Raw genomic sequence first — 22189 nt, 5'->3', positions numbered from 1 at the left:
CAGGAGTAGCATTAAATGCTATCTCTTGTTAGGGGACTTAGTTCGCATATAGTAGGAAAAGTATTTTATAGTAGATTGAATTAGGAAGAGACAACGTAATTAAGATATTTGAGTCTGGGACAAAAGTCTAACCTTAAATATAAAAAGCGAACAAAAACAAGTTATATGGCACTCATAATTCTATTTTGTTCGTTTTTTTGTCTAATCTATCGATTTTAAAAACTTATAATAAAGAATTCGTAAAATCAAAATCTTTTTGTCCCAGACTCGTCTTGTTCTAACCTCAATATACTATAATATAAGTCGTCTCTACCCTATGTTGATTAGATTAAGTCGTGAATCAGGAGGTTAAGTAATGAACTACAATTTAAAATATCTTTTATCAGGAATATTTGTCCTAGTCTTTATAGGTTTCCTAGTCTGGATGCGTTATTTTAATCAGAGGAAGGAAGAAGAGCATTCGGATGTGTCTTTTGAAGCGAGGTTAGATAGTGAGGTCAAGGACTTATATAAACAACTAGGATTGGGTGAGGAGCCTCATTATTTCTTAGCCTATCGCTACCTACATCCTTGGTTTGATTTGGCGATTTTACCACCAACAGTTGAAATTTTCTTAACTAAAATAGCGTTGGTGATGGTAACTCCAGATGAACTACTGATAAGAAATATTGGGAATGGGATGACTTTCACAAGTGAGCATCATCGTGATTTGCGACAAGGCCTTATCCGCATTCCAAAATCAGAGATGAAAGAATTTGAGATTCGTAACTGGAAAAAATTTTTTGTATTTGGCGATTTTTTGACAATTAAAACAAGCCAACATAGCTATTATTTGCAGGTTAGAGATGATGGACTTCAAAAAGGAAGTCTTTCTACCAAACATTTCTCAGACTTGAAACGACAAGATTTTCTAGGATTATTGACAGATAAAAGGACATTCTGATAGACAATTGCCCTAGCGGCTTATTGTAAACTTTACAGATAAGCTGTAAATACTAGAATCCATTCAGAAAGGCAATTCCTATGAAAAATAAAATTTTAATCATTATTTATATTTTAGCCTCGCTAATCATCAATTTTCTAATCTTTTCACTTTTGCATATTGATTTTAAGTGGTGGACAACTCTGGCTATCAGTGCAGGATTTATTTACACCTACTTAAAATTTAGTAAAAAATAAAAAGAGGTTGCACTGATTAAAGAAAATTAGAATATATTAGAGGTAAACAGATAGTAGTAGGGGGATTAAGATTTCTATTGATGAGCCTGAATTTTCTTATAACGTTATCCAACAAACTGACCTATGAAACTTCAAAAATTTAAAAACCACAGGGTATTCCTTTCAACTTGATTGTATTCAAGATTGGAATTACAGTGTGGTTTTATTTAGAAGTTAGTTTTTTCTAAGCCCTTTTCTCTTTCCTTCCGTTGATAATAGGTCTCTACTTCTTTTTTGAGATGAGACAGCATAGAAGTTTCCTCGGTCAGCTCCAGAAGTGAGAAACCTTTTTGGATAAGTCTAGCGTCATCCCTACAAATCCCGATACGGGCATAGCAGATAGCAAGCCTATCGTAGTGCTTCTTTTTCTTGGCATCCTCTAGTAAAGTATAGCAGATTTGTTGACACATGTTTTTGTCTTGATGGTATAAGTAAATGGTGGACAGATTGAGTAGGATTGCCATTCGTAAGTCATATAAATGTTGGTAGTTTTTATAGACTTCTAGGCGTTGCAATATTTTTCCAGTGATGAGATGGAGGTGTTCGATGGGAAAGCTGAAAAGGATGGTATTGAGGATTTTTAGGTCGCTTTCATACCATGTATCTTGTTTTTCAATTTTTTCCCAAAGATTTTTGATAGTCTGTTTCACTTGATCTGACAGTTCCCCAGTCCCATGTTGACGGAGATAAATAACAACTTCCAGCATATCCCTGATTTCTTCTATAGGTAGGTCGTGGCGGGTCTTGAGATAGTTTTGGCATTTTTGAAATAGTTTTTCGAGTTCACTAGTCCCTAGAATTGAGCTCATATTGAGATAGGTTTGCATGATTTCTGTTCGTTGGCTTGGTTGATAGAGATGGCAGATATAGTCAAACTCTTCAAAACTCATATTGATTTGCCGGAGAAGAAACTCCATATTTTCATATTTGGGAGTTACCTTGCCGCTTTCAATCTTTGATAGGCTGGTTCTTGAGATGACATTTCCACAGACCTCTTCTTGGGTCAATCCTTTTGACTCGCGTATTTCTTTATAGACCTTTCCGAAATCATAACGCATAATTTTCTCCTTTTCGTGAAAAAAGTTAACAAATAATAAAATCCTATTAAAAATATTGTATCATAATAACAGGAATAGTAAAAAAGAAAACTAAAATAATGTGTGAAAAAAGTTAACTAATTTTAAAATAGAATAAAGAAGAGGTATACTATAGATACAAAATACAGATAGGAGGGAAAAAGTATGAATAAAAAAGTTTTTCGCTTTTTAGTTCTTCTTGCTTTCTTATTCAGCATTGCTACGGTTTTCCCATGGAACTGGCCGATATAATGCGCTAGTTGTAAAAATGAAAGGAAGGTGAGTCCAATGGACTACGATACTTGTTGATAAATTACTATAGCTGTTTTTACGGAACAGCTCTCAATAATAGGAGAAATAAATCATGAGAAAATTAGTTAAAATTGGTGTTGCATCTTTAATGGTATGTGGTATACTTGCTACTACAAATGCTTTAGCAGTATGGGTTGATGGTGGTCAATGGAACTATGGAGTAGGTTGGACAGGAACTTTTGGATATTCTGATTATTTACATTCTACTCGATCTCATACAGCAACTGTTAAGCATGGAGGTAGAATCTCTAAGGATCGTGAAGATCCCGAGGTTTGGGCTAAAGCTGCCCTTAATCAAATTCCACCAACAGGAATGGAATATTTCTATGGATTTTAAGTGAAATTCTCCCTCTTCTATTAGGAGAGGGAGAACTTTAGTGGAGGTACTTTTATGAAAAAAATCAGTCATCTTTGTATGTTTCTGCTGTTGCTGTGTACCACTTTTTTTGTTTTTAATGTAAACTACACACGTGAAGCGGTTCGGATTCGGGAAATGGGAAAGACTGTAGATTCTTTGGATTTGTATTTGAAAGATATTAACGAACCTGCAGCGTCTGTTCTTCGATTTTTTGAGGATGTATCAAAGGAGTACAAAGTCTCCATCATCAAAACAGACAGTGGTGATGAGGTAATCAAGTCTGGTGTTTTTGATAAAGATACCTTCCCCTACCAAGAGTTTGGGATTTCTTCTCTTGATTTTACCACAGATGGTGAAGGAGTCTACAGTAATAAAGAAATTTCTAATAAACTTGATACGATACCGACCTTTCTAAAAGCCAAGCCTATTCAGCTTATAACTTTTCAAACCTATATCAAGGATACATCTCGTAGTTTAAATGGTCGCTATACGATAACTTCTACACAAGAGATGGATAAGGATAGGATTGTACAGAAATGGAGCGATTTTTTCAAGATAGACCAGGCTACCTTGCTAGAGCCTACCTATAAAAGTGCAGTGGAAGTCATAAATCGAGATTTGCTTTTATCTGCCATTGTTTTTGTCTTGGCTATTTTACTTCTTGTGTTAGTAACAGTTTATCAGCCGATGATGGAGATGAAACGAGTGGGGGTTCAAAAGTTACTTGGTTTTCAAAGCGGGGCGATTTTAGCTGGTTTTGTAAAGACTAATTTTTATCTTCTCTTGGGTGGAAGTCTTGTCATTGACTTGGGACTATTTTTAGTGCTGGACTACAGGCCAAAACTTCTGTTCCCAAGTTTACTCTTATCCCAATTTCTGCTTTTACAGTTATATTTGTTCATCAGTTGGCTGACCTACCTGATGATTCAGAAAATGACAGTCAGTTCCATGTTGAAAGGTTTTTCATCTGTCAAACTTGGTCTCATCTTCAATTATGTGATGAAAATAGGGACAACTATTTTACTGACGGCCTTACTGATTGGGGTGGGCAGAAGTCTAGAACAAGAAAACAAAGAACTTGCTTATCAGCAACAGTGGGTAAGCCAAGGAAATTACCTGACCTTGGAAACCTTCAAACTCAATGATAATCTGTGGCAAGAAGAGCTAGCAGGGTCAGGGAAATCTACAGATTATTTCTACCAATTTTATCAAGACTTGCTAGCAAAAACACAAATAAACTATGTGCGAAGTGCGAGTCTTCCTATCAAACCAGTCATCAAAGCTGAACAAGTGCAGAACTACCAACTGCCTGATAAGGTAGATGTTTACTATGCTAATAGCAATTTTCTAAAGAGCAAGGGATTCAAGTTACCAGATACCGGCACTAAAAAAGTTATTTTGATGCCAGCCAGTGACAAAGGACAAGAAGGCAAGAATCAATTCTTGGGAAAATCCATCGCCTATCTTTCTCTGAGGTATGAAGATCAGCAAAAGCAAACAATAGAAGATATGGATGTAGAAATTGCCTACTATGAAGGAGATTGGTCTTTCTTCCCTTATAATAATGAGCGAAAGGAAAATCTCCACAATCCAATCATTAGTCTAGTAAATGATCAAGACATGATGTGGGAAGAAAAGACTCGCTTGTCAACGACAGGTTTAAACAACCCGATGAAAGTTGAAAATACAGAACAAAATCAAAAAGTGATTACGGAGTTAGTTGAGAAATTATCAGATGGGAATTATTTAAAATTTTCATCGATTCAAGCCATTCAACAAGAGAAAGTGGATTCTTATCGAGATGCAGTTCGAAATCTTAATATACTCTTTGCTTTGTTTGGTCTCCTTAGCATGATGATTTCCTACTTTTTACTCGTTACTACTTTCTTGTTGAAGCGCAGGGATATCATTACCAAGAAGTTTATGGGGTGGAAACTGGTCGATCGCTATCGTCCTCTCCTCGTTCTGCTCTTGCTGGGCTATAGTCTGCCTCTTCTAGTCTTGATTTTCTTTGCCCATGCGCTCTTGCCACTCCTGCTGTTTGCAGGCTTTACATGTTTGGATATACTATTTGTGCTAGGCTTGGCTTCTAGGATGGAGAAAAGAAGTCTAGTAGAGTTATTGAAAGGGGGCATCTTATGATTGAGTTGGAAAATATTACCAAAACCATTGGGGGAAAAGTGATTTTGGATAACTTATCTCTCAGGATTGATCAGGGGGATTTGGTAGCCATTGTTGGCAAGAGTGGCAGTGGTAAGTCGACCTTGTTAAATTTATTGGGTTTGATAGATGGTGATTACAGCGGACGGTATGAGATTTTTGGTCAGACAAATCTAGCGGTCAATTCTGCTAAGTCGCAAACAATAATCCGTGAACATATCTCTTATCTATTTCAAAATTTTGCCCTGATTGATGATGAAACGGTCGAGTACAATCTCATGCTGGCGCTGAAATATGTGAAATTGTCTAAGAAAGACAAGCTCAAAAAGGTGGAAGAGATTTTAGAGAGAGTAAGTTTGTCAGCTACTTTGCATCAAAAGGTCTCCGAGTTGTCTGGTGGCGAACAACAACGAATTGCAGTTGCTAGAGCCATCTTAAAACCCAGCCAGCTGATTTTAGCCGATGAACCTACAGGTTCGCTGGACCCTGAAAATAGAGATTTGGTCTTGAAGTTTCTCTTAGAGATGAATCGAGAAGGGAAAACAGTTATTATTGTGACCCACGATGCTTATGTAGCCCAACAATGTCATCGGATCATTGAATTGGGCGAGGGGAAATGAGTTCGTTCAGCTCCTTTTGACTGACTGAATACTCATGTTTTCCAGAGAGAAATAGCATAAATACGCCTAGAAATGACATTTTTATGTAGTATTTCTAGGTTTTTTTGTTTCAAATTGAAAATTTTTTCAATTTAGGCTTGACAAAGGATGAGTATAGGAGTATTATTTATACAACAAAAAAGAATAAACATAAAGGAGGCTTTGTTATGAATAAGATGAAGAAGGTGTTGATGACGATGTTTGGTTTAGTGATGCTCCCCCTACTATTTGCTTGTAGTAACAATCAATCGGCTGGAATTGAAGCCATCAAGTCCAAAGGAAAATTGGTTGTAGCCCTCAATCCAGATTTTGCTCCATTTGAATACCAAAAAGTGGTTGATGGGAAAAATCAGATTGTGGGTTCAGATATCGAATTAGCCAAGGCTATCGCAACAGAACTAGGTGTCGAATTGGAACTATCTCCCATGAGTTTTGACAATGTACTGGCTAGTGTTCAATCAGGAAAAGCCGATCTTGCCATATCTGGTGTTTCTAAGACAGATGAACGGAGCAAGGTGTTCGATTTTTCAACTCCCTACTATACTGCAAAAAATAAGCTCATTGTCAAAAAATCTGACTTGGCCACTTATCAGTCTGTAAATGACTTGGCGCAGAAAAAGGTTGGAGCGCAGAAAGGTTCGATTCAAGAAACGATGGCGAAAGATTTGCTACAAAATTCATCCCTCGTATCTCTGCCTAAAAATGGGAATTTAATTACAGATTTAAAATCAGGACAAGTGGATGCCGTTATCTTTGAAGAACCAGTTGCCAAGGGATTTGTGGAAAATAATCCTGATTTAGCAATCGCAGACCTCAATTTTGAAAAAGAGCAAGATGATTCCTACGCGGTCGCCATGAAAAAAGATAGCAAGGAATTAAAAGAGGCAGTCGATAAAACCATTCAAAAGTTGAAGGAGTCTGGAGAATTAGACAAACTCATTGAGGATGCCTTTAAAGCGTCCATTGAAAAATAGAAAGAAGGAAAAGAACATGAGTAAAGAAAAAGTAATTTTGGCCTATTCTGGCGGTTTAGACACATCAGTTGCTATTACCTGGTTAAAGAAAGATTATGATGTTGTTGCAGTTTGTATGGATGTAGGTGAAGGGAAAGACTTAGATTTCATCCATGATAAGGCTCTTAAGGTTGGAGCAGTCGAATCTTATGTCATTGATGTTAAGGACGAATTTGCTACAGATTATGTGCTAGTGGCTCTTCAGTCACATGCCTACTATGAACAAAAGTACCCCTTGGTATCTGCCTTGAGCCGCCCTCTGATTTCTAAAAAATTGGTTGAAATAGCGCATCAGACAGGAGCGACTACAATTGCTCATGGTTGTACAGGTAAGGGGAATGACCAAGTGCGTTTTGAAGTATCGATTGCAGCCTTGGATCCCAATTTAAAAGTGGTTGCGCCAGTTCGTGAATGGAAATGGTCTCGGGAGGAAGAAATTCATTATGCTAAGGAAAATGGGGTACCTGTTCCTGCTAACCTTGACAATCCCTACTCTGTCGACCAAAATCTTTGGGGACGTGCCAATGAGTGTGGTATTTTGGAAAATCCATGGAATCAGGCTCCAGAAGAAGCCTTTGGCATCACAACTTCTCCAGAGCAAGCTCCAGATACGCCAGAATACATTGAGATTGAGTTTAGTGAAGGTGTTCCAGTTTCCCTCAATGGAGAAGAGATAAAATTGGCAGATTTAATTCAAAAACTCAATGAAATAGCTGGAAAACATGGGGTCGGACGGATTGACCACGTGGAAAATCGTTTGGTTGGGATTAAATCAAGAGAGATCTATGAGTGTCCAGGTGCAGTGACCTTGCTGACAGCTCATAAGGAAATTGAGGATTTGACGCTTGTGAGAGAAGTGGCTCATTTTAAACCAATTATAGAAAATGAATTATCAAATCTCATTTATAATGCTTTGTGGTTTAGTCCGGCTACGCAAGCCTTGATTGCTTATATTAAAGAGACTCAAAAAGTTGTCAATGGGACTGCAAAAGTTAAACTCTATAAGGGAAGCGCTCAGGTCGTGGCTCGGAAATCACCAAATTCTCTTTACGATGAAAATTTGGCGACGTATACTAGTGCGGATACCTTTGACCAAGATGCGGCTGTTGGCTTTATTAAGTTGTGGGGACTTCCAACCAAGGTTCATTCTGAGGTTCAAAAAAGCGCCAAATAGGGCGATTGACTAGAGAGGTGGATGTGATATGGCTAAGAATACAAAATTATGGGGTGGTCGCTTTGAAGGTACTGTCGAAGACTGGGTAGAGCGCTTTGGTGCGAGTATATCTTTTGACCAGAAATTAGCTAAATTTGATGTGATTGGTTCCTTAGCCCACGTTCAGATGTTGGGTCAGACGGGTATTTTGAGTTTGAATGAGTCAGAAAAGATTCAAGAAGGTTTGAAAGAGCTTTTAGAAGAGCTAGAGGCAGGCCAACTTGACTTTGATATCGCAAACGAAGATATTCATATGAATATGGAAGTGTTGTTGACAGAAAAAATTGGTCCCCTTGCAGGGAAGCTACATACAGCTCGTTCTCGAAATGACCAAGTTGCGACAGATATGCACTTATATCTCAAGGAACAACTAGGTCATGTCCTAGATAAACTAGCTCATCTCAAAGGTGTTTTATTAGACTTGGCGGAAAATCATGTGGAGACAATCATGCCGGGCTATACCCATCTGCAACATGCCCAACCTATTAGTTTTGCCCACCACCTGATGGCTTACTACAATATGTTTCAAAGAGACAGTGAACGTTTTGGATTTAACCAGAAGCATACAGACCTATGCCCTCTAGGTGCGGCGGCTTTGGCGGGAACGACTTTCCCCATTGATCGCCAATTGTCTAGCGATTTGCTGGAGTTTAAGCAACCTTATACAAATTCTTTGGATGCTGTTAGTGACCGCGATTTTATCTTAGAATTTCTATCCAACGCCAGCATACTCATGATGCATATGAGCCGTTTTTGCGAAGAAATGATCAATTGGTGTAGTTTTGAGTACCAATTCATTACCTTGTCAGATACGTTTACAACAGGTTCCTCTATTATGCCACAAAAGAAAAATCCAGATATGGCTGAGTTGATTCGAGGAAAGACTGGTAGAGTTTATGGGAATCTGTTTGGACTATTGACAGTCATGAAGTCCTTGCCTTTAGCTTATAATAAGGATTTGCAAGAGGATAAGGAAGGAATGTTTGACACGGTCGAAACGATTTTAAATTCCCTTGATGTGTTGGCAGGTATGTTATCTAGCTTGCAGGTAAATAAGGAAAAAATGCAAGAGTCTACAGAGAAGGATTTTTCAAATGCGACTGAGTTGGCAGATTATTTGGCAGGAAAAGGCTTGCCATTTAGAGAAGCTCATGAGGTTGTAGGAAGATTAGTGCTAGACTCTATCAAGTCTGCTAAAAATATTCAAGATTGGACTTTGGAGGAATTGCAAACCTATCATTCCCTCATTGCCGAGGATATCTATGTCTACTTGCAACCTAAAACTGCTGTTCAAAGACGAAATTCCTTGGGAGGTACAGGATTTGACCAAGTGAAATACCAGATTGCAGTTGCTAAGAAAGCGAATGAAGCTAGAAAGTGATAGATTGATAGGTTCAGAATAAGAGGTTGGTCGATTGACAGCCTCTTTCTTATCGTTAAAAAAGTGAGAGATATTGACTTTTGAAAAAAGATGTCATAATTGAGTTGGGATAAACGTAAAAGTCATACTTTCTCGTTAAATCGTTCGGCGATTCATGGTGACATGGACACATAGTAGTAAGCACACCATGTGGCTTGGCAGAGCTAAAAACTTCTGGCTTAACAACGGATGGTATTAAGAAATAACGAACAGAATAATATGAAAAGGTCGAGGAACCCCCTCGACTTTTTTATAATTTCTTTGGTTGATAATAGGTCTCTACTTCTTTTTTGAGATGAGACAGCATAGAAGTTTCCTCGGTTAGCTCCAGAAGGGAGAAACCTTTTTGGATAAGTTTAGAATCGTCTGTACAAATCCCAATACGGACATAGCAGATAGCAAGCCTATCATAGCTTTTCTTGTTCTTGGCATCCTCCAGTAAAGTGTAGCAGATTTGCTTACACATGTTTTTATCTTGATTGTATAGATAGAGTGTGGAAAGGTTTAATAGAATTGTCATTCGCAATTCATATAAATGTGGATAGTTTTTATAGATTTCCAAGCGTTGCAATATTTTTCCAGTGATGAGATGGAGGTATTCAATGGGAAAACTGAAAAGAATGGTATTGAGGATTTTTAGGTCACTCTCATACCATGTATCTTGTTTTTCAATTTTTTTCCAAAGTTTTTTGGCAACCTGTTCTGCGTGTTCTGATAGTTCCCCTGTCCCGTGTTGACGGATATAAATGACAACTTCAAGCATGTCTCTGATTTCTTCTATAGGGAGATCGTGGTGGGTCTTGAGATAGTTTTGGCATTTTTGAAATAGTTTTTCGAGTTCACTAGCCCCTAGGATTGAGCTCATATTGAGATAGGTTTGCATAATTTCTGTGTGTTGACTTGGTTGATAAAGTTGACAGATATATTCAAACTCTTCAAAACTCATATTAATTTGCCGTAGAAGAAACTCCATGTTTTCATATTTTGGGGTTGTCTTGCCACTTTCGATTTTTGATAAGCTAGTTCTTGAGAGAACACCCCCACAGACCTCTTCTTGGGTCAGCCCCTTTGACTCACGTATTTCTTTATAGACCTTTCCGAAATCATAACGCATGATTTTCTCCTTTCCGTGAAAAAAGTTAACAAACAATAAAATCTTGTTAAAAATATTGTATCATAGCAGTGTAAAAAGTAAAAAAGAAAACTAAAATAATGTGTGAAAAAAGTTAACGTGATTTTGAAACGAGCTTAATAAGAGGTATGATGTAGGTAGAAAATAAAGATAGGAGGAAAAAGTATGAATAAAAAAGTTTTTCGCTTTCTAGTTGTTCTTGCTTTCTTATTCAGCATTGCTACGGTTTTCCCATGGAAATGGCCGATATAATGCGCTAGTTGTAAAAACGAAAGGAAGGTGAGTCCAATGGACTATTTAGTGATTACATAAGGTTTTCTGTGAATGTTAATTTTGTTTTAAAGTAGTTATTCGATAAATTTAAATTAAGTATACTTCTGATTTTTAGTTTATCACATTTGGTTTCACAGAAGTTTTAATAAATGATAACATTTAAATGGGTATCCTGTAAATGGAATAATAGAGAAGATATTAGCTATAGTAGATTAACTCTATAAAGTAAATTACTATAAATAACTGAAATCAATCGTTTTCAATATTCGGTTTGAATGATACTTGTTTCTTGTTTTGATACACAATATAAACTTAACGTTGCTTATTTTGTTAGATTTTTTAATAATTATGGAGAATAACATGAAAAAATTAATAACATCGTCTATAGTAGCATTATCATTATTTGGAGCAGTGGCTCCAACACTTGCTAATGCATCTACGATTTCTAATATAATTAGTTCAGATAAGGTGGATGAATTTACTTCCGCAGATATAAATATAATTACAAATTACGGACAGTATTCATATGATAAAAAATTGACAGAAGTTGCTTTGAAATTAGAAAATTATTTTTCGAAAAATGAATATGGAAATCCAGTTTTATACGCAACTAAAGAACAGTTAATGGAAGACTTAGAGATTACTGAGCAGGAAGCCGAAGATATATTATCTATTGCAGAATTAGATGTTAGAAAAACTCAATTTAGAGGGTTTGTCGGTTTGTATATTAATCTTGGACCTAAAATTAGAAGTATGAATGGATGGGCTGCTGCGGCTTTTGCAGGTGGCTATGTTGGTTGGTATGCCAAGGAATTAGTAGCGGCAGGACCGTGGGGAGCTGGTGTTGCTGCGCTTGTAACAGCTTCTGCTGCAGCATTAGTTAAATGGGGTGTTGAAAATGGTGTAACTGTCTTGCATCTAGGAGATCACATACCTGGCATTAGTTTGTCTTATAACGTATATATTCCATAATATGACTCATTTAAAATTTTATATCAAATCTGTTCTTAGTTCATTGGTATTTTTTATCTTTTTAATTCTTTTTATTAAAAATATATATTACTCTGCTGTAAAGATAACTATTGAAGTTATTATGACATTTTCGATAGGTAGTCTTTGTTATTCCATTTTTTGTAAAACAAATCGTGCTGCTTTTCTGCCAATTTCGGTTGTCTTATTTTTGCTGACTCTCTATTTGCTGGGAGGATAGTGTTTTAGCAGGAACTTTGTCAGTTTATACTTTTCTCTTGGAGAAATTATGATGATTGAAATTGCTATGATTGTATTAATTTCGATGGTTGTGGCATTTCTGTATTTTGTAATTACAGAATATTTTAAGAATAGTTATATTGACGGTATACTATTTCTATCATTGCTGATTTCTCATTTGATATGGGATTACTATTTTTTACCCAGTTAAGTCTCAGTGGCATTAAGTGGAGTAAATTTGCTGTCAAGATTTTTCAAAAAAAGAGAAGTCAATAGATTTGCTAGTGGATTATTAAGACGAAAGGTAAAATTGGGATAGTTAAAATGAAACATTTTTTTTGCAGGATTAGGTGAAATAAACTTTATAAATTATCTATTGTATATATGTGTAGGACTAGCCCCTCTTTTTCATATATATGTCATAGGTTCGGAACTGAGTTTTGTGAAAATAGTACTATCTATTTTGGGAGTCCTATTTGTATGTGTTTTAACTATTGCTAGAATTTATAGGAATTTTTTATATAAAGAATAGTTTGGAATGAAAAAGTGTCTTATGCAAGAGGTTGCCAGATTTGACAGCCTCTTTCTTGTCTTCTCTTACCAAGCATGTTATAATGAAAACTGCTCAAACGACCTTCAATCGTTAAGCACACACGACCTTCAATCGTGAATAAACGAATAGATGGGAGACTTACCATGAGTGATAACTCTAAAACACGTGTTGTTGTGGGGATGAGTGGTGGTGTCGATTCGTCGGTGACGGCTCTTCTTCTCAAGGAGCAGGGCTACGATGTGATCGGTATCTTCATGAAGAACTGGGACGACACAGATGAAAACGGCGTCTGTACGGCGACCGAAGATTACAAGGATGTGGCTGCGGTAGCAGACCAGATTGGCATTCCCTACTACTCTGTCAATTTTGAAAAAGAGTATTGGGACCGCGTTTTTGAGTATTTTCTAGCGGAATACCGTGCAGGGCGCACCCCAAATCCAGACGTTATGTGTAACAAGGAAATCAAGTTCAAGGCCTTTTTGGACTATGCCATGACCTTGGGAGCAGATTATGTGGCGACTGGGCATTATGCTCGAGTGGCGCGTGATGAAGATGGTACTGTTCATATGCTTCGTGGCGTGGACAATAGCAAGGATCAGACTTATTTCCTCAGCCAACTTTCGCAAGAACAACTTCAAAAAACCATGTTCCCACTGGGGCATTTGGAAAAGCCTGAAGTTCGCAGACTAGCAGAAGAAGCAGGCCTTGCGACTGCTAAGAAGAAAGACTCGACAGGGATTTGCTTTATTGGAGAAAAGAACTTTAAAAATTTCCTCAGCAACTACCTGCCAGCTCAGCCTGGTCGCATGATGACTGTGGATGGTCGCGATATGGGCGAGCATGCAGGTCTTATGTACTATACGATTGGTCAGCGTGGAGGTCTCGGTATCGGTGGGCAACACGGTGGTGACAATGCACCTTGGTTCGTTGTCGGAAAAGACCTAAGCAAGAATATTCTTTATGTAGGACAAGGATTCTACCATGATTCGCTCATGTCAACCAGCCTAGAGGCTAGTCAAGTCCGCTTTACTTGTGAGATGCCAGAGGAATTTACGCTAGAATGTACAGCAAAATTCCGCTACCGTCAGCCTGATTCTAAGGTGACCGTCCATGTCAAAGGAGATAAGGCAGAGGTTATCTTTGCAGAACCGCAACGCGCGATTACACCAGGACAGGCAGTTGTCTTTTACGAGGGCGAAGAGTGTCTAGGTGGTGGCTTGATTGACAATGCTTACCGCGATGGACAAGTTTGTCAGTACATTTAGATTGACAAATTTTCTCAATTTGCTACAATAATAAAAGCAATAGAAATGATGGTCAAAGCTCATGGATGTTGCAGGCTTTTTTGTCCTGCACTTCTTTGGAGTTTTGACTGTTTTTGTGTCGTTTAAGGGAAAGGACAAGAATGATTCAACAAGACTTTCGGACAAAAGTAGGAAATACAGTTTTTGGTGTTCGGGCGACAGCCTTGATTGTCCAAAATCACAAGCTTCTAGTCACCAAAGACAAGGGCAAGTATTACACTATTGGCGGTGCCATTCAAGTCAATGAAAGCACGGAAGACGCGATAGTCCGCGAAGTGAGGGAAGAACTGGGTGTCAAAGCTCAAGCTGGGCAACTAGCTTTCGTGGTTGAAAATCGTTTTGAACAGGACGGTATTTCCTATCACAACGTTGAGTTTCATTATTTGGTGGACTTGCTTGAAGATGCCCCATTGACCATGCAGGAAGATGAGAAAAGGCAGCCCTGTGAATGGATTGACATAGACAAGCTTGAGTGTATCAATCTAGTTCCAGCCTTTTTAAAAACAGCCCTACCAGATTGGGACGGCCAACTAAGACACATTCATCTTGAGGAATAGGAGAGAAACATGACATATAATTTTACTGAAGAATACGATATTATTGTAATTGGTGCGGGACACGCTGGGGTTGAGGCTTCCTTGGCTGCCAGCCGTATGGGCTGTAAGGTCTTGCTTGCGACCATCAACATTGAAATGCTGGCTTTCATGCCTTGTAACCCCTCTATCGGTGGTTCTGCCAAGGGAATTGTCGTGCGTGAAGTTGATGCCCTCGGTGGCGAGATGGCCAAAACCATTGACAAGACTTACATCCAGATGAAGATGCTCAACACAGGGAAGGGGCCAGCTGTCCGTGCCCTTCGTGCGCAGGCTGACAAGGAGCTTTACTCCAAGGAAATGCGCAAGACGGTTGAAAATCAAGAAAATCTGACCCTTCGTCAGACCATGATTGATGAGATTTTGGTGGAAGACGGAAAAGTTGTCGGTGTTCGTACAGCGACCCATCAAGAGTATGCTGCCAAGGCTGTTATAGTGACGACAGGGACGGCCCTCCGTGGGGAAATTATCATTGGAGACCTTAAGTATTCATCAGGTCCTAACCACAGCTTGGCTTCTATTAACCTTGCTGATAATCTCAAGGAACTGGGCCTCGAAATCGGTCGTTTCAAGACAGGAACCCCTCCACGTGTCAAGGCTTCTTCTATCAATTACGACGTGACAGAGATTCAGCCAGGGGACGAAGCGCCTAATCACTTCTCATACACGTCACGTGATGAGGATTATGTCAAAGATCAAGTGCCATGCTGGTTGACTTATACCAATGGTACCAGTCATGAGATTATTCAAAACAACCTCCACCGTGCGCCTATGTTTACAGGTGTGGTCAAGGGAGTGGGACCTCGTTACTGTCCATCGATTGAGGACAAGATTGTGCGCTTTGCGGACAAGGAACGTCACCAACTCTTCCTTGAGCCAGAAGGGCGCAATACTGAGGAAGTCTATGTTCAAGGACTTTCAACCAGTCTGCCTGAGGATGTCCAGCGTGACTTGGTTCATTCCATCAAAGGTTTGGAAAATGCTGAGATGATGCGAACTGGTTATGCCATTGAATACGACATGGTCTTGCCACACCAGTTGCGTGCGACTCTGGAAACCAAGAAAATCTCAGGACTTTTCACTGCTGGTCAAACAAATGGAACATCAGGATACGAAGAGGCAGCAGGCCAAGGGATTATCGCTGGGATCAATGCGGCTTTGAAAGTCCAAGGCAAGCCTGAGTTGATTTTGAAGCGCAGTGACGGTTATATCGGGGTGATGATTGATGACTTGGTGACCAAGGGAACCATTGAACCCTATCGTCTCTTGACAAGTCGTGCTGAATATCGCCTCATTCTCCGCCATGACAATGCTGATATGCGTTTGACTGAGATGGGACGTGAGATTGGTCTTGTGGATGATGAACGCTGGGCTCGCTTTGAAATCAAGAAAAATCAATTTGAAAATGAGATGAAGCGCCTAGACAGCATCAAACTCAAGCCAGTCAAGGAAACCAATACCAAGGTTGAGGAGATGGGCTTCAAGCCGTTGACCGATGCAGTGACAGCCAAGGAATTCCTTCGCCGTCCAGAAGTTTCTTACCAAGATGTGGTAGCCTTCATCGGACCAGCAGCAGAGGACTTGGATGACAAGATTATCGAATTGATTGAAACAGAAATCAAGTACGAAGGCTATATTTCCAAAGCTATGGACCAGGTTGCCAAGATGAAGCGCATGGAAGAAAAACGCATTCCAGCCAATATCGACTGGGATGATATTGATTCTATCGCGACAGAAGCTCGCCAGAAGTTCAAACTTATCAATCCAGAAACTATTGGTCAAGCTAGCCGTATTTCGGGAGTAAACCCAGCAGATATTTCTATTTTGATGGTGTATCTGGAAGGTAAAAATCGTAGTATTTCTAAAACTCTTCAAAAATCAAAATAATACGTCGTCGGCTTCTTACGAATGAGTTCAAAGCTTGGCTTTGATTCATCTACAGCCTCCCATAGTTCCCCGAACTATGGGAGCTAACTCAAGTTATGCTTTCGCCTAGCCTTCTAGTCTGATTTCGATTTTAATCTCAAAAGAAAGCATAGAGAAAAACAGCTCCGAAGACGGGGCTGTTTTGTTGACTTGTACTCAATGAAAATCAAAGAGCAAACTAGGAAACTAGGAAGCTAGCCGTAGGTTGCTCAAAGCATTGCTTTGAGGTTGTAGATAGAACTGACGAAGTCAGTAACATATATACGGCAAGGCGAAGCTGACGTGGTTTGAAGAGATTTTCGAAGAGTATTATTCTTCATCTGGTGTGAGGATCATCGGGATGATAATCGGTTCACGTTCGGTATTTTCATAGAGGAAGGGGCGAATAGCGTTGACAATGGCACCATTGACTGATTGCACGCTAGCGTCCTTGTTTTTCAGTGCGATACGAATGGCATTGAAGAGGATACGCTGGCTTTGGCGAATCAAGTCGCCAGACTCTCTCATGTAGACAAAGCCTCGGCTGAGGATGTCTGGACCAGACAGAATCATCTGCGATTTGAAGTCAACAGTTGCGACTGCCAGAACGACACCGTCTTCAGATAGATCGCGACGATCTTTGAGGACAGCAGCGCCGATTTCACCGATACGATTTCCATCGACATAGATATCTTGGGCGTTGAAATGACCTGCTATACGAGCTGAGTCAGCAGTGAGGGCAAGCACATCACCATTGCTCATGATAAAGATATTGTCCTTCTCAACCCCAGTATCTACCGCCAGTCCAGCGTGGACTTTTTGCATGCGGTATTCACCGTGGACAGGCATGAAGTATTTTGGCTTAATCAAGCGGAGCATGAGTTTTTGCTCTTGCTGGCCACCGTGTCCAGATGTATGGATATTGTTCACTTTACCGTGGATAACTTCGACACCAGCTTCTGAAATGATGTTAATCAGCTTGTTGACGCTAGTAGTGTTTCCAGGGATTGGACTTGAAGAGAAGATAACGGTATCACCTGGTTGGAGTTGTACCTGACGGTGAGTTCCGTTGGCGATACGAGAGAGGGCCGCCATAGGCTCACCCTGACTACCTGTACAGAGGATAAGAATCTCGCCTGCAGGGTAATCTTTGATTTCATTTGGCTCGATAAAGGTTCCCTTAGGAGCTTTGATGTAGCCAAGATCGATTCCGTTGACAATGGCCTTTTCCATGGAGCGACCAAAGACCGCAATCTTACGTCCAGTCTTAACAGCAGCTTCTGTTGCTTGCTGGAGACGGAAGATATTTGAGGCAAAGGATGCAAAGATGATACGTCCTTCAATACCTTGGATAATCTTCATGATGGACTGGCCAACGACTTTTTCAGAGTTGGTAAAGGTTGGCACTTCTGCATTTGTTGAGTCAGACAGGAGACAGAGCACGCCTTCTTCACCAAGCGCAGCCATACGGTGCAAATCTGCTGGTTCACCAACTGGTGTTAAGTCAAACTTGAAGTCACCCGTACAGACAATTTTCCCTTGAGGAGTATGAATGACAATCCCCAAAGGTTCTGGAATAGAGTGAGTCGTTCTAAAGAAAGTTGCCTTGAGATTTTTAAAGGTCAACTCAGTGTTGTGGTTGATTTCGTAAAGTTTGGCGTTGCGCAAGAGGCCGTGTTCTTCGAGTTTCCCACGGATCAAAGCCAAGGCAAGCGGTCCAGCATAGATAGGGACATTTGCTTGCTTGAGCAGGAATGGAATCCCACCGATGTGGTCCTCGTGTCCGTGGGTAATCAAAACAGCCTTGACGCGGTCGATGTTGTCTACGATGTAAGAGTAATCAGGAATAACGTAGTCGATACCCAGCAAGTCATCTTCTGGGAATTTAATCCCAGCATCGACGATGATAATCTCATCTTGGTATTCAATCCCGTAAGTGTTTTTCCCGATTTCTCCCAGACCACCGATGGCAAAAACGCCGACTTCTTCAGGTTTAAGAGTGTAGGCCATATTAGAACTCCGTAATTTCGAAGGCGCCAGTTTCTTTTTCGTAATCTAGCAATTTGTCAGACAAGAGTTCGATATACTCGATATTGTACTCTGGGCGATTTTCTTCGACAAGTTGGCGAGCAGCGATGCGACCCTCAAGTTCTGAGCTGGCATCGATGTCTAGGTAAAGTGCGCGTGTTGTTTCACGGCGTGGGCTACGTTCTTTTGTTTCTTGATAAAAAACTTTGTAAATCATATAGTTCCTTTCTATTTACAGGTCAGCTTATTCCAAACTTTTAGCATAGATTTGCTTGATTTCATTCCATTTTGTGTCTAGATTGACCTTGATTCGTTACAATTATTTCAATTATACCACAAAATGAAAAATTAGTAAAAGACGGAAACGAGAAAGTCATGGGACGATTTGCTGGGTAAGCGCTTGCAAAAATAAAGAAAATGTGTTATGTTGATAATGGAAGTGAAACTTATCGCTTGTCATAATTCCATATAGATTTTAAGTCAAGGAGGTTGCCCTATGTATAACTTATTTGCTTTTGCTATTGGAGCTCGCTTGGTAGCTTTTATTGTTTTTGTTGCTTGCGTTTATGGAGGGAATCTTCTATTTGCCAAACTAGAACGACGACAAAGCAAGTTCTTGTGGAAAATTACCTTTGTGACTCTCTACTCGCTTTTTCTCCTCCTCGTAACCTATGTCGTTTGGTTTGTATTTTACTTTGGATTAAATGCTTAGATGCCCTGCTCATGCTAGGGCCTTTTTGTTTTGGGATAAAGATAGTAAATTCATGATACAAAAATTCCACCTCTTCTATCGAGATGAGGTGGTCTTTGCATTTTTCTAAAATGACATGACAATGGAATTTTCAGTGCTTATTAGTTTTATATTAATGATTCTTCTGCTCAAAAATAGAGTTGAAGACTAAAAACAAAACAATACAAACAGATAAATCGAATGGTAAAAGGATAGTAGTAATGTTCAAATCATTGAGAATGCTGAGCAAACTGTAAGAGATGAAGACAATAAAATTTATCCTTCTAAAAATGTGTCTTTTATCTAGCATGACTTACCAAACTTTTTACGGAGATCTTTCCCAATGGTATAAGCTGCCATAAATAAAGCGATACCAACACCTGCACCAAAACCACCCTTGATTTCTTGCAATTCCTTATTAGAAATTTCACGATAGTTGTTCAAATCTTTCATCATATTAATCTCCTCCTAAAAAATAACCAGCTGCCAAACCAGAACCTACAAGTGCTGTTCCACCTGCAATAGCTTTCCAAGATACTGCTACTCCAAAGATAACCAAGGGAGCGAGACCACCATCAATATCTGATAATTCATTTTCAGATAGGGATAAAAATTGATTGTCAAGAACGTCAAAATTTGTCATTGAACTTTCCTCCTTTTTTCTTGTTCACTTTTATATTCGGAAAAGAAAAGGAAAAGTGAAAATTTTTTAAATTTTATTTGCGAATTGTTTTTGGGCTAAATATAGGCATTTTTGTTTGGGGGCAAAGAAAATTCCCATGTGCTAGCTTTTGTAGTATAATAGTAAGCAGACAAAAAGATAGGAATGTGTTATGAAAGTATTAGCTTTTGATACGTCCAGCAAGGCTCTTTCTCTCGCTATTTTAGAGGACAAGCAGGTTCTTGCCGAGACGACTATTAATATTAAGAAAAATCACAGTATTACCCTCATGCCTGCCATCGATTTTTTGATGGCAAGTTTGGACTGGACACCCAAGGACTTGGATCGAATCGTGGTGGCAGAGGGACCAGGTAGCTACACAGGCTTGCGAATCGCGGTCGCAACGGCTAAGACTTTGGCTCATACCCTGAACATTGAGTTAGTTGGTATGTCTAGCCTCTTGGCTCTGGTGCCCTACCAACAAGAAGGCTTGTTCGTTCCTTTGATGGATGCGCGTCGCAACAATGTTTACGCAGGATTTTATGAAAATGCTAAATCTGTCATGCCAGAAGCACACCTGCCCTTTGAGCGAGTGATTGAGTTAATCAAGGGGGCTAGTCAGGTAACCTTTGTCGGAGAAGTTGGCCCTTTTGTTGAGCAGATTCAAGAACACTTGCCAAGGACTAATTTCAAAGAAACCTTGCCAAATGTAGCTAATCTAGCTCTCTGGGCCTGGGACAAGGAAGCAGACTCCTTGCATGATTTTGTGCCGAATTACCTCAAACGAGTCGAGGCTGAGGAAAACTGGCTCAAGAACCATACCGAGTCTGGCGAGTCTTATATTAAACGCCTATGATAGAGATCAAACGAATCCAACATCAGCCTGACTTGGCTCAAGACATCTACGCTGTCATGGCAGCTGTTTACTCAGTCAGTCCTTGGGCACTGGAGCAAATCCAAGCAGACCTGGTTCAAGACCAGACTTGGTATGCTCTAGCTTATGATGGGGCAGAAGTGATTGGATTTTTAGCTGTGCAGGAAAATATCTTTGAGGCAGAAGTCTTGCAAATCGCTGTTAAAGGAGCCTATCAGGGTCAGGGGATTGCCTCGGCCTTGTTTGCTCAATTGCCGACAGACAAGGAGATTTTTCTCGAAGTTAGAAAGTCAAATCATCGAGCGCAAGCATTTTACAAGAAAGAAAAAATGGCAGTCATCGCGGAGAGAGTAGCCTACTACCATGATCCAGTCGAGGACGCCATTATCATGAAGAGAGAAATAGATGAAGAATAGATATATTTTAGCATTTGAGACATCCTGTGATGAGACTAGTGTTGCCGTCTTGAAAAACGACGATGAGCTCTTGTCCAATGTCATTGCTAGTCAAATTGAGAGTCACAAACGTTTTGGGGGCGTAGTGCCTGAAGTAGCCAGTCGTCACCATGTCGAGGTCATTACAGCCTGTATCGAGGAGGCTCTGGCAGAAGCAGGGATTACCGAAGAGGATGTGACAGCTGTGGCGGTTACCTATGGACCGGGCTTGGTCGGAGCCTTACTAGTCGGTTTGTCAGCTGCTAAGGCCTTTGCTTGGGCTCATGGACTTCCGCTGATTCCCGTTAACCACATGGCTGGCCACCTCATGGCCGCTCAGAGTGTGGAGCCTTTGGAGTTTCCCTTGCTAGCCCTTTTGGTTAGCGGTGGGCACACAGAGTTGGTTTATGTTTCGGAGGCTGGTGACTACAAGATTGTTGGGGAAACGCGAGATGACGCGGTTGGTGAGGCCTATGATAAGGTTGGCCGTGTCATGGGCTTGACCTATCCTGCAGGTCGTGAGATTGATGAGCTAGCTCATCAGGGGCAGGATATTTATGATTTTCCTCGAGCCATGATTAAGGAAGATAATCTGGAGTTTTCATTCTCAGGTTTGAAATCTGCCTTTATCAATCTTCACCACAATGCCGAGCAAAAGGGAGAAAGCTTGTCCACAGAGGATTTGTGTGCTTCCTTCCAAGCAGCTGTCTTGGATATTCTTATGGCAAAAACCAAGAAGGCCTTGGAGAAATACCCTGTTAAAACCCTTGTCGTGGCAGGCGGTGTGGCAGCCAATAAAGGCCTCAGAGAACGCCTAGTGGCCGAAATCACAGATGTCAAGGTTATCATCCCACCTCTGCGTCTTTGCGGAGACAATGCAGGAATGATTGCCTATGCCAGCGTCAGCGAGTGGAACAAAGAAAACTTTGCAAACTTGGACCTCAATGCCAAACCAAGTCTCGCTTTTGATACCATGGAATAAGGAGTCAGCTTAAGGCTGGCTTTTTTGCTCTCTTAAATGTCAGAATATTTTGACAAAACTATAAAAATAATGATATACTATA

22 protein-coding genes are annotated in these 22189 nt (G+C 40.0%); 16 read left to right on the top strand and 6 right to left on the bottom strand.

Annotated elements, in window-relative coordinates:
* The first annotated feature begins 355 nt into the window (after nt 1–355).
* On the top strand, nt 356–943 hold the full coding sequence (locus HT697_RS07985) for a hypothetical protein (protein WP_001108794.1): 588 nt from the start codon (nt 356–358) through the stop codon (nt 941–943).
* Nucleotides 944–1385: 442 nt separating this feature from the next.
* Here HT697_RS07985 and HT697_RS07980 read toward each other — a convergent pair whose 3' ends face one another.
* Complete coding sequence (locus HT697_RS07980) at nt 1386–2276, bottom strand: helix-turn-helix transcriptional regulator (RefSeq protein ID WP_001268180.1); 891 nt, start codon at nt 2274–2276, stop codon at nt 1386–1388.
* A gap of 382 nt (nt 2277–2658) precedes the next feature.
* On the opposite strand from HT697_RS07980, the gene HT697_RS07975 reads away from it, so the two are divergent.
* The 6 genes from HT697_RS07975 to argH all read left to right on the top strand — a co-directional run bounded on the left by HT697_RS07975 (nt 2659) and on the right by argH (nt 9390).
* On the top strand, nt 2659–2943 hold the full coding sequence (locus HT697_RS07975) for a lactococcin 972 family bacteriocin (RefSeq protein ID WP_050242664.1): 285 nt from the start codon (nt 2659–2661) through the stop codon (nt 2941–2943).
* Nucleotides 2944–2997: 54 nt separating this feature from the next.
* Nucleotides 2998–5106 (top strand): bacteriocin-associated integral membrane family protein, encoded by a 2109-nt coding sequence (locus HT697_RS07970; protein ID WP_173262843.1) that lies wholly within the window; start codon nt 2998–3000, stop codon nt 5104–5106.
* Complete coding sequence (locus HT697_RS07965; RefSeq protein ID WP_173262840.1) at nt 5103–5744, top strand: ABC transporter ATP-binding protein; 642 nt, start codon at nt 5103–5105, stop codon at nt 5742–5744. Before HT697_RS07970 ends, HT697_RS07965 begins: the two co-directional genes overlap by 4 nt.
* A gap of 206 nt (nt 5745–5950) precedes the next feature.
* Nucleotides 5951–6757, top strand: coding sequence for an ABC transporter substrate-binding protein (locus HT697_RS07960; protein ID WP_001038474.1), 807 nt, complete (start codon nt 5951–5953; stop codon nt 6755–6757).
* A 16-nt stretch (nt 6758–6773) separates the two neighbouring features.
* Nucleotides 6774–7970 (top strand): argininosuccinate synthase, encoded by a 1197-nt coding sequence (locus HT697_RS07955; RefSeq protein WP_000031919.1) that lies wholly within the window; start codon nt 6774–6776, stop codon nt 7968–7970.
* A gap of 28 nt (nt 7971–7998) precedes the next feature.
* On the top strand, nt 7999–9390 hold the full coding sequence (gene argH / locus HT697_RS07950; RefSeq protein ID WP_001107623.1) for an argininosuccinate lyase: 1392 nt from the start codon (nt 7999–8001) through the stop codon (nt 9388–9390).
* A 289-nt stretch (nt 9391–9679) separates the two neighbouring features.
* On the opposite strand, the gene HT697_RS07945 is transcribed toward argH, so the two are convergent.
* Entirely contained in the window at nt 9680–10543 is an 864-nt protein-coding gene (locus HT697_RS07945) for a helix-turn-helix transcriptional regulator (RefSeq protein ID WP_173262837.1), read from the bottom strand.
* 651 nt (nt 10544–11194) lie between these two features.
* Between HT697_RS07945 and HT697_RS07940 the strand changes: the two genes are divergently transcribed.
* The 5 genes from HT697_RS07940 to mnmG all read left to right on the top strand — a co-directional run bounded on the left by HT697_RS07940 (nt 11195) and on the right by mnmG (nt 16380).
* Complete coding sequence (locus tag HT697_RS07940) at nt 11195–11806, top strand: hypothetical protein (protein ID WP_050492315.1); 612 nt, start codon at nt 11195–11197, stop codon at nt 11804–11806.
* Nucleotides 11807–12374: 568 nt separating this feature from the next.
* Nucleotides 12375–12575 (top strand): hypothetical protein, encoded by a 201-nt coding sequence (locus HT697_RS10510; RefSeq protein WP_080710131.1) that lies wholly within the window; start codon nt 12375–12377, stop codon nt 12573–12575.
* Between the two features lie 164 nt (nt 12576–12739).
* Nucleotides 12740–13861 carry a tRNA 2-thiouridine(34) synthase MnmA gene (gene mnmA, locus HT697_RS07935; RefSeq protein WP_173262834.1) on the top strand — a complete coding sequence of 374 codons (1122 nt, stop codon included), beginning with the start codon at nt 12740–12742 and terminating at the stop codon, nt 13859–13861.
* A gap of 140 nt (nt 13862–14001) precedes the next feature.
* Nucleotides 14002–14457 (top strand): NUDIX hydrolase, encoded by a 456-nt coding sequence (locus HT697_RS07930; protein ID WP_173262831.1) that lies wholly within the window; start codon nt 14002–14004, stop codon nt 14455–14457.
* Between the two features lie 9 nt (nt 14458–14466).
* Complete coding sequence (mnmG, locus tag HT697_RS07925) at nt 14467–16380, top strand: tRNA uridine-5-carboxymethylaminomethyl(34) synthesis enzyme MnmG (protein ID WP_173262828.1); 1914 nt, start codon at nt 14467–14469, stop codon at nt 16378–16380.
* Between the two features lie 348 nt (nt 16381–16728).
* Here the strand turns inward: mnmG and HT697_RS07920 are convergent, their stop codons facing one another.
* Complete coding sequence (locus HT697_RS07920) at nt 16729–18408, bottom strand: ribonuclease J (RefSeq protein WP_049521946.1); 1680 nt, start codon at nt 18406–18408, stop codon at nt 16729–16731.
* A 1-nt stretch (nt 18409) separates the two neighbouring features.
* Complete coding sequence (locus HT697_RS07915; protein ID WP_000639572.1) at nt 18410–18643, bottom strand: DNA-dependent RNA polymerase subunit epsilon; 234 nt, start codon at nt 18641–18643, stop codon at nt 18410–18412.
* Nucleotides 18644–18922: 279 nt separating this feature from the next.
* Here HT697_RS07915 and HT697_RS07910 point away from each other — a divergent pair, with 279 nt between their 5' ends.
* Nucleotides 18923–19138, top strand: coding sequence for a hypothetical protein (locus HT697_RS07910; protein ID WP_173225036.1), 216 nt, complete (start codon nt 18923–18925; stop codon nt 19136–19138).
* A 321-nt stretch (nt 19139–19459) separates the two neighbouring features.
* Here HT697_RS07910 and cibB read toward each other — a convergent pair whose 3' ends face one another.
* The gene (gene cibB, locus HT697_RS07905) at nt 19460–19612 is read right to left on the bottom strand and encodes a fratricide two-peptide bacteriocin subunit CibB (RefSeq protein WP_070528467.1); all 153 of its coding nucleotides are present in this window, start codon (nt 19610–19612) and stop codon (nt 19460–19462) included.
* Between the two features lies 1 nt (nt 19613).
* The gene (gene cibA, locus HT697_RS07900; protein ID WP_000180843.1) at nt 19614–19799 is read right to left on the bottom strand and encodes a fratricide two-peptide bacteriocin subunit CibA; all 186 of its coding nucleotides are present in this window, start codon (nt 19797–19799) and stop codon (nt 19614–19616) included.
* A gap of 190 nt (nt 19800–19989) precedes the next feature.
* On the opposite strand from cibA, the gene tsaB reads away from it, so the two are divergent.
* The 3 genes from tsaB to tsaD are packed head-to-tail and all read left to right on the top strand — an operon-like array spanning nt 19990 to nt 22107.
* On the top strand, nt 19990–20673 hold the full coding sequence (tsaB, locus tag HT697_RS07895) for a tRNA (adenosine(37)-N6)-threonylcarbamoyltransferase complex dimerization subunit type 1 TsaB (RefSeq protein WP_173262825.1): 684 nt from the start codon (nt 19990–19992) through the stop codon (nt 20671–20673).
* Nucleotides 20670–21107 (top strand): ribosomal protein S18-alanine N-acetyltransferase, encoded by a 438-nt coding sequence (gene rimI, locus HT697_RS07890; protein WP_173262822.1) that lies wholly within the window; start codon nt 20670–20672, stop codon nt 21105–21107. Before tsaB ends, rimI begins: the two co-directional genes overlap by 4 nt.
* Nucleotides 21097–22107 (top strand): tRNA (adenosine(37)-N6)-threonylcarbamoyltransferase complex transferase subunit TsaD, encoded by a 1011-nt coding sequence (tsaD, locus tag HT697_RS07885; RefSeq protein WP_173262819.1) that lies wholly within the window; start codon nt 21097–21099, stop codon nt 22105–22107. The genes rimI and tsaD overlap by 11 nt, the downstream gene beginning before the upstream one ends.
* Nucleotides 22108–22189: the final 82 nt, after the last annotated feature.

The organism is Streptococcus sp. 1621 (assembly GCF_013276615.1).
Lineage (GTDB): Bacteria > Bacillota > Bacilli > Lactobacillales > Streptococcaceae > Streptococcus.
Note: the sequence above shows the minus strand (reverse complement) of the source record. Positions and strands in the feature narration are given on the sequence as shown.